Below are 12935 nucleotides of genomic sequence, written 5' to 3'. Positions count from 1 at the left end.
GCCGGGTCACCCGAAGATCTCCCACTCGCTGTCGTCCGGGATCGGTAGCGACGACGCCGCTTCAATCCGGTTACGCGCCTCGTCGGCGGGCAGGTCTCCGGTCCCGAGTCCGGTGTACGGAAGCTGCCACTCCACCGTCTCCTCGGGATCCAGCACGACCCGGTTCGTGAAGATCCGGATCAGTGTAGGCGGATCGGTTTCCGTCATCGCGAGGTTCGTATCCGCCGGCCCATCACCCACGCCGACCGCGACCGAGTAGTCGCTGTTCGATGCCATCACAAACGGTATCGAGCCGGCGATCTCGTACGTCTCCCACTGGCCGACCTCCGAGAAGCTCCGGCGGGTGTCCTCTGAGACGTAGAACTTGTACTCGTCGCCGTTTCCGCGTTGTGACTCGACGAACCCGAGGTAAGCCACACTCGTCTCCTGCCCGACGTAGGAGCTGGGGGTGTCGAGCTCGATGGTCCCGCTACCCGTGTTCGTGAGCTCCATCGAGACGAGGCCGCTGTCGCCATCGTTATCGACGACGACAGCACTCGTGATCCGGAGCGTGTAGTCGTTCGAGGTGTAGTCGTCGACAGCTCTGTACCCGCTCACCGCAGCCGTCTCGACACGCTCCAACCGATCGCGCTCGACGAACTGGAACAGGTCACCGGGGGGAGCCGCGGCGACGCGCTCACGCTTGGAGCCAGCGTGGTTCCGTCGTAGCGGACATCACCCAAGAAGCCGGCGTGCGTGTCTCCGGACTCCGGCGGGTCGAGCGCGAGACTCCCGTCGGCGGACCGGATCGTCTCCGTAGTGATCACCGACAACTGCACCGACTGCCCGCTGGCGCCGTCGTCACCGCTTGCGTCCACCGCCCGCCGCAGCGTTGCGGTGAACGCCCCATCGATCGACGGCGTGTACGTTGCTTCGTACCGGTACGTCCCATCCTGGGTCTCCGTCTCCGAGAACGCGCTGGCGGTCAGTGTCGTCGACTCCGCTCCGCTGACTTCCACGGTGACCTCGTCGAGTCGCTCGCTCGAATCGAACGATGGCCTGAGCCGGCGACCCGACGGGTTCGCGAGGCTGAACGCCGTGATCGACGGTTGGGTGTCGTCCTCCAGCGTGGTCGTGTCGGTCTGCGTTGCCGTCTCGGCCGGCGTCGCTGCTTCGGTCGGTGTCGCAGTCCCCGTGGTCGTCTCGGTCGGCGTGGCTGTCCCCGTGGTTGCCTCGGTCGGTGTCGCCGTCTCGGTCGGTGTCGCCGTCTCGGTCGGTGTCGCCGTCGTCCGGACTGTCGTGGTGAGCGTTGTGGTTGTGGCGGGCTCGAACCGGCCGAGTGTCGCCGGCGTCTCCTGACCGGTGTAGACGAGCCGGATCGAGTCGTCGGGGGACACGGGCTCCCCCCAGTTGATGATCTCCTCGCCGAGCACCGCGACTGATCCGACCTCCATTCGCTGGTCGGTGTCTGCGGTCGTGGATCCGAGTTCTGCCCAAGATGTCCGCATACCGGAGTCAATCCGGATCTGTACGTTTCCGGCTCTGAGCGGCGTGCCACCGGTGAACTCGACCTCGGCGCGGCGGTTCTCGGCATCGTACCGGAACTCGAAGGTCGTCCCGTCTAAGTCCGGTGGCGTGCGTTCGTCCTCCCCGTTGTCCGGTGATGACGTGAACTCCTGCGAACACCCTGCCGTACTCATACTGTCGGCTATAACTACGTGAAGATTTTCGACACCCCGGGGTGTCGAAATACGTCACGCGACTATAGCCGACAGTATCAGGACCGCCCCGGCCAGGCCGAGACGCAGGAACTCCCTGCGGCGCGTGATCGCCACCGATCATAACAGAGCAGCGGAGGGAGTTGGTATAATTAAATCGAACGGTGCGCCGTTTCGGAGGGACGTACGAGTCCGTCCACCACCGCCGCGGGACCGGACATTCATGTAGGATGCCGTCCCCAAGGACTGTATGACCGAGATCCATCCGAGTCAGCGGGTCGCGATGCTCGCTGACGCCCAGAACCTCTATCACACCGCCCAGAGCCTCTTCTCCCGGAACATCGATTACGCGGCGCTTCTGGAGAAGGGCGTGTCGGGCCGGGAACTCACTCGGGCAATCGCGTACGTCGTCCGCGCTGACTCTCCGGAGGAAGAGAGCTTCTTCGAGGCCCTCGTCGACATCGGGTTCGAGCCGAAGATCAAGGAGATCAAGACGTTCGGCGACGGGTCGAAGAAGGCCGACTGGGACGTGGGAATGAGTCTCGACGCGGTGACGCTCGCGAACCACGTCGACACAGTCGTGTTGTGTACCGGCGACGGCGACTTCTCGCGACTGTGTTCGCACCTCCGCCACGAGGGCGTGCGCGTGGAAGTGATGGCGTTCGAGGAGTCGACCGCCGACGAACTGATCGACGCCGCCGACACGTTCCTCGACCTCTCCGAGCGACAGGAGACGTTCCTGTTGTAGGCGTCAGTCGGTCCGCTCACGGCCCGACGTCCGAGACCGAGTCGACGTCGAACCGGACGATGTCGGGGGTGCCCGTGAGCGGCTCGGGCAGCGCCGCCTCGAACTCCCCGAAGTGGTCGAACTCGACGTGCGCCTCCATCGCCGCCGCGTCGTCGAGCTTGTCGGGCTCGATCGGAAACACCGCTTGGAGTCCGATCATCGTCTATGATGCGGGTCGGAACCAATCAGTGAAACGTCTGACATCCCGGACGGCGACGCCGCTACCGCCCCGGCCCGCCGGGACGGCGATCCTCAGACTCCCGGCGCCGAACCGCGGCGCTCTTGCCGCCCGGCTCGGTATCGGAGGTATGACCGATACAGCCGCCGACACGACCCTGGGAGAGCTCCGGACGGTCGCCGACTACCAGTTCGGCGCCGGCGCGGGAGCCGCGCTGTTCCCACCCGACGCCGACGAGGAGTTGACTCTCCACCGGTCGACCGGCGGCCGACCCCGGCAGGTCGTCGCCCCCGAGGGCCGGATCGTCTCCTACGGCACCGACGGCCGGTTCACGCTCGGGCTCGAGGGCGGCCGACGGCTGCTGGCGGCGTTCGATCCACCGACCGCCCGCGTCGTGGTCGGCTCCGAGAGCGAACCGTTCGTCCGCGACGGCAAGAACGCGTTCGCGAAGTTCGTCCGCGAGGTCGACCCCGCGATCCGCCCGGGTGACGAGGTCGCGGTCGTGCTCGGCGACGACACGCTGCTCGCGGTCGGGCGCGCCGAACTCTCCGCGGACGCGATGACCGACTTCGAGGCCGGCGCCGCGGTCTTCGTGCGCGAGGGCAACGAGTAGCCGTTACGGGGGTTCAGAGCCCCAGCGCGGTCAGGAGCGGCACACCGCTTGCGAGCGCCCCCACCAGGTACCCGCCGATCGCGCCGCCGTTCAGGAGCGGGAGCCCCGCGTGGGGGCGGCCTTTCAACACCATCCACAGGAGGGTGAACAGCCCCGCGAACGTCCCGACCATCGCAGTCAGCGCGGGGAGCGTCAGCGCGGGGAGTCCGGGCACGCCGAGCGACGGCGTAAGTTCCGTTGGGAGGAAGAAGGCCGCACTCGCGACGATCACGGTCGGGATCACGGCGTCGCCGAGTCCGATGAAGAACGCGTCGCGGATGCTCGACTCGTCGCCGTCCGAGTCAGCCGGCTCGTCGCTGTCGGTCGCCGAGTCGTCGGTGTCGGTCGGGGAGTTGTCGGTGTCGGTCGGCGAGTCGTCGGTGTCGGTCGGGGAGTTGTCGGTGTCGGTCGGCGAGTTGTCGCTGTCACCTCCGTCGTGTGCGTCGCCCTCGCTCCCGTCTTCTCCCGACTCGCCGTCCCCGGACCCGACGTCCGTGGTGGCATCCCGCAGCGAGTACGACAGCGTCGTCGGGACCACGAGAACGACCGGGAGGTTCAGGTCCATCACACCCTCCGCGAGGTCGAGCATGTGCTCGGTGCCGTAGACCGAGATCGCGTCGTAGACCGCGAGCACGGTGAGCAACACCAAGGCGGGAAGCAGCCCGAAGCTGATCCCGAACAGCCCCGCCGCGCCCGCGCCCATCACCACGCCCGCGGTGTCGACGACGTACCACTCGGGATAAACGACGAGCGCCGCGGCGACGACGATCGACGCGCCGATGGCGGGCAGCGGCGGCAGGAGGACGGAGAAGACGTACCACGACAGCGACGCGGTCGCGAGCACCACGAACCCGCGGACGACCCACTGGAGGTCGAACTTGAACGCCGCGAGCATCGCCGCCGTCGCGACCAAGATTGCGCCGATGTACACCAGGCTGTTGGTCGGGTCCGAGGGATCCTCGACCGTCTGGTAGCCCGCGGCGTCGAACGTCGGCACGAGCGCCAGCGCACCGAGTTGGACGAGGAGGAACAGCAGCGCGGCGAACCCGACGCCAGCGGCGACGCGTCTTCGCATACCCGGGCGTTACGACTGACCCACTATGGGGGTTGTGCTTTGGAGCGTACACCCGTGTCCATCGGCTGTCACGACACTCCTTCGATAACTCGTAGAATCTTCATACGACGTTATTTTCACTTCTTTGTCCGCGAATACCCGGGGATCGTGTCTGCGCACCTTTTACTGCGCTCGCCTTCGGCTCGCTGGTAAAAGCTGCGCCAAAAGCCCGCGAGCCTCCCGTTGGTCGGCCCTTGACCCGCTCGCTCCCTCCGGTCGCTCGCGGTGGGTAGTTCACCTGTAGTGAGTGATTCGTGCGTCTCCCAGTGTACGCGAAGAGTTGGATAGTACCCCCTACTTCGCGTAGAGTCGCTCACCCACCAACGACGCGGCGCGAACGCCGTCAGCCGGCGTGACCGCCACGTAGGGACGCTCGACCGGACCGAACACGTCGACGACGCGGCCGACCCGCGACAGCGACTCGTCGACAGCGGTCGCGCCGATATCGGGGTGGTCGGTGTCGTCACACCGGACGATCAGGAGGTTCTGAGCCAGCCGCGAGGCGGTGCCGAGCCGTTCCACGCCGATCAGTCCCGAAGGATCCCGACGTAGGCGGCGACCGCCTGGACCAGGTCGTTCTTCGTCGAGTCCGCTGCACCCTGGACCAACACGCGCCCCCGGGGCTCCCACTCCCGCGGGTGGGTCTGATCCCGCTCGATGACGGCGTCGTAGCCGATCTGCTGGACGGCTTCCGCGATCTCGTCGACCGTCGGCTCCGCGACCGCCTCCGACAGCGGGACCCGGCGGCCGTCGCCCCGGGAGACCGAGGCGTCGATGTAGCGGGGCCAGACAACGTTCTCCACAGCCATAGTCGAACGACGGCGGCGCACCCGTAATACCGTTGTGGTCCGGCGTGGGAACCGTGCGGTGCCGTGCCGCGGGCCGTGAGACTTTATTCGCCCGAGCCGCAGTGGCGGGTATGGACCCCGACTTCTCCGCGCTCGACGACCACCTCGCCGACGCCGGACTCGACGGCTACCTCGTCGACGCCGACGGCGCGAACTCGACCCAGCGGTACCTCTCGGGGTTTGCGGCCCCGGACCCGTTCACGACCGTCTACACCCCCGACGCGACCGCAATCTTGGTCTCCGGCCTGGAGTTCGGCCGCGCGAAGACCGACAGCCGCGCTGACGACGTGTCGCGGCTGGCGGACTACGACTACCGCGAGTTGGCGTCGGAGCACGGCACCGAGGAGGCGAAAGCCCGAGTCGTCGCGGCGTGGCTCGACGATCTGGGCGTCGACTCCGTCGCCACCCCGGACCGGTTCCCGCTCGGTCCCGCCGACCGACTCCGCAAGCGCGATGTCGGAGTCACGCCCGACACCGACGACGTCGTAACCGGGATCCGCGCGCGGAAGACGCCCAGCGAGATCGACCACATCCGGGACACCCAGCGAGCCAACGAGGGGGCGATGCGGGCGGCCGAGGCGCTCCTGCGTGAGGCAGACGTGGCCGCGGACGGCAGTGCCGACCCCGTCCTCCACCACGACGGGTCGGCCCTGACCAGCGAACGGGTCAAAACCGAGATCGAATCGACACTGCTCGAACACGGTTGCGGGCTCGACGAGACGATCGTGGCCTGCGGGGCCGACGCGGCCGACCCACACAACAGGGGGAGCGGTCCGCTCCGACCCGACGAGCCGATCATCGTCGACATTTTCCCGCGGTCGAAGACCACCGGCTACCACGGGGATATGACCCGAACGTTCGTCGTGGGTGACCCCAACGACACCGTTTCGGAGTGGTTCGACCGCACCCACGAGGCGTTCGACGCCGCGTTCGACGCCGTCGAACCCGGTGTGACCGGAGCGGCCGTCCACGACGCCGTCTGCGACGTGTACGAGGGCGCCGGGGTGCCCACGCTCCGGTCGGACCCGACGGCCGAAACCGGGTTCATTCACTCCACGGGCCACGGCGTCGGCCTCGATGTCCACGAGTTGCCGCGGGTCGCCCCCGACGGCAACGAACTCCGTCCCGGACACGTCATCACGGTCGAACCCGGCCTCTACGACCCGTCGGTCGGCGGCGTTCGGATCGAGGACCTGATGGTGGTCACCGACGACGGCTACGAGAACCTGACCGAGTACCCGATCGGACTCCGGGTGTAGCACACAGGCCGAACGACGACCGTCCACCGAAGTGGGTGCTCGGGCAGGAAGCGCCCCGCTGCGGGGCGCCCGCGGCGGCGGACTACCCCGAGGACTCGCCCGCGCTCTCGGTGCCGGTGAGGCGCGTGTGTTTCGCGTCACGGTACGACTCCAGCAGCGACTCGAGGCCCTCTCCCACCGACGGGGTGAGCACCCCTGCCTCCCGACGGACGACGTAGTCGTCTTCCAGCAGGAACGCGTAGATCGTCTGTTCACCGACCATCCCCAGTCGGCGGCGGAACGCCGTCTTGTCGACGGACACACGGATCGTGTTGTCGTGTTGGCGGTACGTCGCGCTCGGCTGTGACAACCCGCCGTTGACACTCGGCGGCACCATTCCGGACCTCGCGCCCACGACGAGTTCGTAGTACCCGAAGTGTTCGAACCGCTCGCTCAATTCCTCGGCGAACCGTCGCCACGACCCCACCAGCGACCGCTGCCGGTGGTGGAAGCTGACGACGAGAAGCGTCTGTTCACCGTTGAGGTCATCGGGCAACGCGAGACGGGTACCGCGTGTGTCCCGTCCGGGGACGGTTGGGAATTTCATCTGTGGTGTCCGGGTCGCGTTTTACCAGAGAACGGCAACGCGTGCGACGCTCTTTCCCCCACACCCGGCGGGGGATGTCTGCCGCGCCTCGGCCGGTCTGTAACGGACTCTCGGTGTCTCAGTAGCATTCTAAGCGCGCCGTATAATAACCCTGACGCCCCGAATATCACAGCCGATACGCTGCGGAGTGCAGTTCCGCCGCCCTCGGTGAACCCCCAACGGGTACAGCATCGAACCCCTTTTGATTCCGGCAGCGCGTAGTCGGCTTCGATGGAGGTACTCGTCGTGGGATCGGGCGCGATGGGGCGGTGGGCTGGCCGGACGCTCGTGTCAGCGCGAGCGCCGCCGACCGACATCGCGTTCGCCGACCGGGACCTGGCCGCCGCGAGCGCCGCTGCCGACGCAGTGGGCGGCCGGGTGGTCGGCCTCGACACCGCTGAGAATTTCGACGTGGTGTGTCTCGCGGTCCCGATGGGCGTGGTTCGAGAGGCGGTCGCCGCCCACGCCGACCGGGCGTCGCGGGCGATGGTCGACGTGACCGGCGTGATGGCGGATCCAGTGGCGGCGATGCGCGACCACCTGCCGGACCGCGAGCGGGTGAGCCTTCACCCGCTTTTCGCCCCCGAGAACGCCCCCGGCAACGTCGCGGTCGTGCGCGACGCTCCCGGCCCGGTGACTGAGGAAGTGCTTGACGCGGTCGCCGCGGGCGGGAACCACACGTTCGAGACCACGCCCGAGGAGCACGACACCGCAATGGAGACCGTCCAAGCCGGTGCCCACACCGCGATCTTGGCGTACGCGCTGTCGGCTGCGGGCGTTCGCGAGGAGTTTGCGACGCCGGTTTCCCGCGACCTGTCGGAGTTGGTCGAGACCGTGACCGGCGGCACTCCACGGGTGTACCGAGAGATACAGGGGTCCTTCGAGGGTGCCGACGCGGTGGCCGACGCCGCACATCGGGTCGCCGACGCCGACGGCGACGCGTTTGAGCAGCTCTACGAGGAGGCGGGCAACCACGCCCGCCGCAATCGGGGCGGCAACGCCGACGACGGGACTGACGGCACTGGGGGGGCTGGCAACGTCGACGGGACTGGCGGGACCGGAGAGCCCGGAGCGTGATCGACCGCGAGGCCATCCGCGACACCGCGAAGTACCTGCGGCGGGTCCGCCCCATTGACCCCGACGAACTCGTCGACTACGTCGGCGGCACTCCCCACCCGGCGGTCGTCCGGGAGGTCCTCCGCGAGGAGGCGTTCGACCTCGGGCTCAGGGAACTCGAGGACGGCACGTTCGTTCCGGTTGAGGACGACCCCGCGCCGCAACCGGGGTGGGAGCCCGGAGCGTTCCCCGAGACCTACGCCTTCGCCGTCGAGGACCTGCTCGTCGAACGCCACGGCGCCAACTGGCACCGCGGGGAGAGCGGTGACCGGCTGCGGGAGACGATCTCCCGGCTCAAGGCGGACTACTACCGCCGGAACGACGTCGAGTACGACGGCGAGACCGCCGTAGCGTACGCAGTGTATCACCTCCCGAACTACTACGCCGCGGCCGGCTACGTCCTCGACGACCTCGCCACACGGGAGCGGCTCCCCCGGACGCTCCGCGTGCTCGACGTCGGCGCCGGCGCCGGCGGCCCGGCGCTCGGCCTCTATGACTACCTCCCCGACGACGCGGTTGTCGACTACCACGCGATCGAACCCTCCGCCGCCGCCGACGTGCTCGACCGGCTGCTGGACGAGACCGGCCGCAACTTCCGGTCGACGATCCACCGCGAGACGGCGGAGTCGGTCGACCCCGGCGCCGTCGCCGACGCCGAGGGCGGCTTCGACCTGGTGTTGTTCGCGAACGTCCTGAGCGAACTCGACGACCCCGAGTCGGTGGCCGCCCAGTACCTCAACGCGGTCGCCGCCGACGGCTCGTTCGTCGCGCTTGCACCGGCCGACCGCAACACCAGTATCGGGCTCAGGCGGGTCGAGCGGGCGCTCGCACCCCCCGACGCCGGAGCCGCGGTCTACGCGCCGACGCTCAGGCTCTGGCCCGACGCGGCGCCGACCGACCGCGGGTGGTCGTTCGACCGCCGCCCCGGTATCGACGCCCCCGCGTTCCAGCGCCGGCTCGATGAGGGCGGCGACGCCGATTCCAACGAGGGCGGTCGGATCCCCGGCGACGGCACCTTCACGAACGAGACCGTTCAGTTCTCGTATTCGATCCTCCGCCCGGACGGCGACCGTCGAACCGCGGTCCGTGCGAGCTCCGACCGCCACGCCAAGATGGCCGAGATGGAGCGTCACATCACCAACCGCATCGACCTCCTGGCGGTGAAACTGAGCCGCGATCTGACCGACGACGCCGACGCCAACCCCCTGTTCAGGGTCGGCGACGGGAGCCAGTCGGTGGATCACTACGCGGTCTCGACCACCGACGATCCGCTGAACCACGCGCTGCTTTCGGCCGACTACGGCGACGTGCTGAGCTTCGAGAACGTGCTCTGTCTGTGGAACGACGACGAGGAAGCGTACAACCTGGTCGTCGACCGCGAGACGGTGGTCGAGCGGGTGGCGTGAGGGCGTTGTCGCTGTCGCGGATCGGTTTGGGTTAGTGTAGGTACTTCTACCGCGAGCGAACGCAGTGAGCGAGCGGGCCAAGGAGGCCCCAAAGGGGCCGTTCACGAGAACCAGGGTTCTCGTGAGCTAACCAGAACGCTCCGCGTTCTGGTGACGACGCCGCGCTTTTGACCGAGCTTTTGTCAGGGCGGCGGAGCCGCCCGCAGCAAAAGGTCGGTGGAAAAGCTACTTGCGCTCGCCGGGACTGGTGCGTGTATGGCCGATTCTCTCTCCGTCCTCCTGACCAACGACGACGGGATCGACGCCGTCGGGTTTCGGGCGCTGTACGACGCACTCGCCGACTGGGCCGACGTGACCGCAGTCGCGCCGATGGATGATCAAAGCGCCGTGGGGCGGCAGCTGTCGACCGACGCCGCGGTCCACGAGCACAGCCTCGGCTACGCGATTGACGGGACCCCGGCGGACTGCATCGTCGCGGGATTGGAAGCGCTCTGTCCCGACGTGGACGCGGTGGTCTCGGGGTGTAACAAGGGGGCGAACCTCGGCGCGTACGTCCTCGGGCGGTCGGGCACGGTGAGTGCCGCGGTTGAGTCCGCGTTCTTCGGTGTCCCCGCGATCGCGACCTCGCTGTACGTCCCCGGCGGCGGCGAGGTCCCGTGGCACGAGCAGGCCACGTCCCCGGCGGAGTTCCGGAACGCCACCCGCGCGACGGGGTACCTCCTCCGGCACGCTGTAGACGCCGGCGTCTTCGAACGAACCGGATATCTGAATCTCAACGCCCCGATCGCCGCCGCCGACGATCCGGTCGCGCCGATCGAGATAACCCGCCCCTCGACGCTGTACGACATGACCGCCAATCACGACGGTGAGGGACAAATCACGCTCGAAGACCGCATCTGGGAACGGATGCGCGCGGACGACTTCCCGGACCCCGAGGGCACCGACCGGCGCGCGGTCGTGGAAGGTCACGTGTCGGTGTCGCCGTTGACCGCGCCGCACACCACCGAGGGCCACGACGCGCTCGACGGCCTCGCGGAGGCGTACCCGGAGACGGTCTGATTCCGCCCGGAGTCGGCCGCCGAACGTCTTCAGCCACGCTGAAAGCTCCGTGTCGACGATGATCGCGACGTTCTCCGCTCGGTTCAACTCCGTAATGAACCGCCCGCCGGGACGGAGCGCGTCGGCGGCCGACCGGAGCCCACCTCCCGGCTGTCGATCCGGTGGAGCACCGCCTCCCGGCTGTCGATCCAGTGGAGCACCGCCTCCCGGCTGTCGATCCAGTGGAGCACCGCACTCATACTGTCGGCTATAACTACGTGAAGATTTTCGACACCCCGGGGTGTCGAAATACGTCACGCGACTATAGCCGACAGTATCAACACCCCAGTATCGAACGGCTTTCTGACGTCAAGGTCGCGGGCGTCGGCCCGCCGGATCCATCGGGTCGGGGACGGGGCCCGCGCTGTTGCGAGCACCCCTCATCCTTGCCGAGCACGACTACTTCCGCACCCGACTCGGCGATCCGATCGGTGAGGTGATCGGTCTCACACCCTACTCCGAGGACCCGCTCGTCGGGTCGGGTGATCGAACAGCTCGCCAACGCCCGATCGAGACTCGTTAACGAACGAGCAGGGGCCGCCATACGCTGCGGAATCCCAGCCGTTGCGGTCGGGGTCCGGCGGAGCCGTCGTCCCCGGAGGTGACTTCTGGTGTGGCGTCGTCCCGCCGCCCCCCGTCGGCCGGCGGCCACGCCGGCGCGGAGACCGAAGGGAAACGCTCTTTTCGGGTACGGACGGATATTCGGCGTATGAGCGACGAGGACGACGACAGCGCCGCCGAATCCGACGGGACGGCGGGGTCCGACGAGCCGACAGACGCGACGCCCGACACCCTCAACGACCGTCTCGACGGGGTCGAACCCGACCTCGACGCCGCGGAGACGGAGGCCGACCTTGACGACGTGGAGGCGATCCTCGACGCCGTGGCGGCCGACCTCGAGGACACCGACCTCCCGGTCCCCGACGACGAGGACGAGGAGGACCCGGGGGAGGCACTGGAATCCCGCGTGTCCGACCTCCGGGACGACCTCGAAGCCCACCGCGGTCCCTACGCCGAGGACGTGACCGACGCCATCGAGTCCGCGAGTGCGACGCTGACGGGGACGCGATGGACCGACCAGGGCGGGCCCGCGGTCGCCGACGCCGTCGCGGCGTTCGCCGACGAGGTCGACGAGGTGCTCGGCACCGACATCGCCGACGACGTGGACGCCGATACGGACGAGGACGTGGATGCCGACGACGACGGGGCGGACGCCCCGGCCGACCCGGAAACTCTCGCGACGACGCTTGACGACGCCGTTGCCGCGGTCGCGGACGCGGACCTGGACCCCGACGACGACGCCGAACCCATCGCGGCGCTGCTCGAGGCGACAGACGACCTCGAAGCGGGCCTGGAGGACGCTCAGGAGTGGGACGACCTCGAAGTCAACGAGCAGTTGATGGCCGAGGGGTTCTACGACGTGCTCGGCCACTACAAGGACTTCCCGCCGGAGCTTTCGGCGCTGAAAGAGTGGGAGACGCGCGGCCGCGTCGACATGGTCCTGCTCGCGAAGGACAGCCTCCAATCCGAGTTCATGCAGGGTCACTGTATGGACGCGCTGATCCGGATGGCGAACCCCGACGCGTTCGAGGAGTTGCACCAACTCGCCCAGCGCCGGAACAAAAAGGCGATCAAGGCACTGGGTCGGATGGGTGCGGGTGCTGACGAGGCTGTCGAGACCCTGATCGAGTACGTCGACGCCGACTCCGACCCCGGACTCCAGAAGGTGACGTTTCGCGCGCTTGGCGAGATCGGTTCGGAGGAAGCTACACAGGCGCTCGCGAACAAACTCGAGATGGATAACGACAATGTCCGGCCGTACGCAGCGCGCGCGCTGGGACTCATCGGCGATGGGCGCGCGATCGACCCGCTGGCGGAGACGCTGGAATCCGACGGCGTCGAAACCGTCCGGGCCGCCGCGGCGTGGGCGCTCCGGCAGATCGGGACCCGAGACGCGTTAGAAGCCGCCGCGGCGTACACCGATGAGCGGTCGTACCTCGTCCAACACGAGGCCGACCTCGCGGCCGACGCGCTGGACGACGGCGACGCCGACGCCGACGCTGAAGCGCCGACCGCGTGAGGCCCCGTCACACTGCGGTGTTTCCTCCCCGTCTCGTTTTCCAGCCCCCGTAAATTCAAATACGGTCGGGGGGCC

At 68.2% G+C, this 12935-nt stretch carries 15 protein-coding genes; 7 read left to right on the top strand and 8 right to left on the bottom strand.

All coding sequences use genetic code 11. The annotated features are described in order from the left end of the window. Positions 1–6: 6 nt before the first annotated feature. A complete protein-coding gene (locus IEX72_RS10585) occupies positions 7–597 on the bottom strand; it encodes a hypothetical protein (RefSeq protein WP_188787358.1) in 591 nt (196 codons plus the stop codon). Further along, on the bottom strand, positions 594–1679 hold the full coding sequence (locus tag IEX72_RS10580; protein WP_188787357.1) for a hypothetical protein: 1086 nt from the start codon (positions 1677–1679) through the stop codon (positions 594–596). Before IEX72_RS10580 ends, IEX72_RS10585 begins: the two co-directional genes overlap by 4 nt. Before the next feature lie 268 nt (positions 1680–1947). Here IEX72_RS10580 and IEX72_RS10575 point away from each other — a divergent pair, with 268 nt between their 5' ends. Beyond that, positions 1948–2445, top strand: coding sequence for a LabA-like NYN domain-containing protein (locus IEX72_RS10575; protein WP_188787356.1), 498 nt, complete (start codon positions 1948–1950; stop codon positions 2443–2445). A gap of 16 nt (positions 2446–2461) precedes the next feature. Here IEX72_RS10575 and IEX72_RS10570 read toward each other — a convergent pair whose 3' ends face one another. After that, complete coding sequence (locus tag IEX72_RS10570; RefSeq protein WP_188787355.1) at positions 2462–2644, bottom strand: hypothetical protein; 183 nt, start codon at positions 2642–2644, stop codon at positions 2462–2464. 148 nt (positions 2645–2792) lie between these two features. Here IEX72_RS10570 and IEX72_RS10565 point away from each other — a divergent pair, with 148 nt between their 5' ends. Beyond that, a complete protein-coding gene (locus IEX72_RS10565) occupies positions 2793–3275 on the top strand; it encodes a PUA domain-containing protein (RefSeq protein WP_188787354.1) in 483 nt (160 codons plus the stop codon). 13 nt (positions 3276–3288) lie between these two features. Here IEX72_RS10565 and IEX72_RS10560 read toward each other — a convergent pair whose 3' ends face one another. From IEX72_RS10560 to srp19, 3 genes are all read right to left on the bottom strand, one after another. Beyond that, positions 3289–4389, bottom strand: coding sequence for a presenilin family intramembrane aspartyl protease PSH (locus tag IEX72_RS10560; protein WP_188787353.1), 1101 nt, complete (start codon positions 4387–4389; stop codon positions 3289–3291). Positions 4390–4722: 333 nt separating this feature from the next. Next, positions 4723–4950 carry an H/ACA ribonucleoprotein complex subunit GAR1 gene (locus IEX72_RS10555; RefSeq protein WP_188787352.1) on the bottom strand — a complete coding sequence of 76 codons (228 nt, stop codon included), beginning with the start codon at positions 4948–4950 and terminating at the stop codon, positions 4723–4725. 5 nt (positions 4951–4955) lie between these two features. Next, positions 4956–5237, bottom strand: a complete 282-nt coding sequence (srp19, locus tag IEX72_RS10550) for a signal recognition particle subunit SRP19 (protein ID WP_188787351.1) — start codon at positions 5235–5237, stop codon at positions 4956–4958. A gap of 110 nt (positions 5238–5347) precedes the next feature. Between srp19 and IEX72_RS10545 the strand changes: the two genes are divergently transcribed. Continuing rightward, positions 5348–6535, top strand: a complete 1188-nt coding sequence (locus tag IEX72_RS10545; protein WP_188787350.1) for a M24 family metallopeptidase — start codon at positions 5348–5350, stop codon at positions 6533–6535. 82 nt (positions 6536–6617) lie between these two features. Here the strand turns inward: IEX72_RS10545 and IEX72_RS10540 are convergent, their stop codons facing one another. Continuing rightward, positions 6618–7121 (bottom strand): hypothetical protein, encoded by a 504-nt coding sequence (locus tag IEX72_RS10540; protein WP_188787349.1) that lies wholly within the window; start codon positions 7119–7121, stop codon positions 6618–6620. Positions 7122–7391: 270 nt separating this feature from the next. On the opposite strand from IEX72_RS10540, the gene IEX72_RS10535 reads away from it, so the two are divergent. The 3 genes from IEX72_RS10535 to surE all read left to right on the top strand — a co-directional run bounded on the left by IEX72_RS10535 (position 7392) and on the right by surE (position 10741). Beyond that, on the top strand, positions 7392–8237 hold the full coding sequence (locus IEX72_RS10535; protein ID WP_188787348.1) for a prephenate dehydrogenase/arogenate dehydrogenase family protein: 846 nt from the start codon (positions 7392–7394) through the stop codon (positions 8235–8237). Then, on the top strand, positions 8234–9682 hold the full coding sequence (locus IEX72_RS10530; protein WP_188787347.1) for a small ribosomal subunit Rsm22 family protein: 1449 nt from the start codon (positions 8234–8236) through the stop codon (positions 9680–9682). Before IEX72_RS10535 ends, IEX72_RS10530 begins: the two co-directional genes overlap by 4 nt. A 255-nt stretch (positions 9683–9937) precedes the next feature. Beyond that, the gene (surE, locus tag IEX72_RS10525; protein ID WP_188787346.1) at positions 9938–10741 is read left to right on the top strand and encodes a 5'/3'-nucleotidase SurE; all 804 of its coding nucleotides are present in this window, start codon (positions 9938–9940) and stop codon (positions 10739–10741) included. 83 nt (positions 10742–10824) lie between these two features. Here surE and IEX72_RS10520 read toward each other — a convergent pair whose 3' ends face one another. Continuing rightward, on the bottom strand, positions 10825–10980 hold the full coding sequence (locus tag IEX72_RS10520) for a hypothetical protein (protein WP_188787345.1): 156 nt from the start codon (positions 10978–10980) through the stop codon (positions 10825–10827). Positions 10981–11489: 509 nt separating this feature from the next. Here IEX72_RS10520 and IEX72_RS10515 point away from each other — a divergent pair. Continuing rightward, complete coding sequence (locus IEX72_RS10515; RefSeq protein WP_188787344.1) at positions 11490–12860, top strand: HEAT repeat domain-containing protein; 1371 nt, start codon at positions 11490–11492, stop codon at positions 12858–12860. The last annotated feature ends 75 nt before the right edge of the window (positions 12861–12935 follow it).

This window comes from Halobellus salinus (assembly GCF_014646875.1).
Classification (GTDB): domain Archaea; phylum Halobacteriota; class Halobacteria; order Halobacteriales; family Haloferacaceae; genus Haloquadratum; species Haloquadratum salinum.
Note: the sequence above shows the minus strand (reverse complement) of the source record. Positions and strands in the feature narration are given on the sequence as shown.

What these genes read in the sequence shown, in the direction of transcription:
- IEX72_RS10540 (WP_188787349.1), bottom strand. Translation starts at nt 7,121, where the DNA reads ATGAAATTCCCAACCGTCCCCGGACGGGACACACGCGGTACCCGTCTC.
- IEX72_RS10575 (WP_188787356.1), top strand. Translation starts at nt 1,948, where the DNA reads ATGACCGAGATCCATCCGAGTCAGCGGGTCGCGATGCTCGCTGACGCC.
- IEX72_RS10570 (WP_188787355.1), bottom strand. Translation starts at nt 2,644, where the DNA reads ATGATCGGACTCCAAGCGGTGTTTCCGATCGAGCCCGACAAGCTCGAC.
- IEX72_RS10545 (WP_188787350.1), top strand. Translation starts at nt 5,348, where the DNA reads ATGGACCCCGACTTCTCCGCGCTCGACGACCACCTCGCCGACGCCGGA.
- srp19 (WP_188787351.1), bottom strand. Translation starts at nt 5,237, where the DNA reads ATGGCTGTGGAGAACGTTGTCTGGCCCCGCTACATCGACGCCTCGGTC.
- IEX72_RS10515 (WP_188787344.1), top strand. Translation starts at nt 11,490, where the DNA reads ATGAGCGACGAGGACGACGACAGCGCCGCCGAATCCGACGGGACGGCG.
- IEX72_RS10565 (WP_188787354.1), top strand. Translation starts at nt 2,793, where the DNA reads ATGACCGATACAGCCGCCGACACGACCCTGGGAGAGCTCCGGACGGTC.
- IEX72_RS10520 (WP_188787345.1), bottom strand. Translation starts at nt 10,980, where the DNA reads ATGAGTGCGGTGCTCCACTGGATCGACAGCCGGGAGGCGGTGCTCCAC.
- IEX72_RS10560 (WP_188787353.1), bottom strand. Translation starts at nt 4,389, where the DNA reads ATGCGAAGACGCGTCGCCGCTGGCGTCGGGTTCGCCGCGCTGCTGTTC.
- surE (WP_188787346.1), top strand. Translation starts at nt 9,938, where the DNA reads ATGGCCGATTCTCTCTCCGTCCTCCTGACCAACGACGACGGGATCGAC.
- IEX72_RS10580 (WP_188787357.1), bottom strand. Translation starts at nt 1,679, where the DNA reads ATGAGTACGGCAGGGTGTTCGCAGGAGTTCACGTCATCACCGGACAAC.
- IEX72_RS10535 (WP_188787348.1), top strand. Translation starts at nt 7,392, where the DNA reads ATGGAGGTACTCGTCGTGGGATCGGGCGCGATGGGGCGGTGGGCTGGC.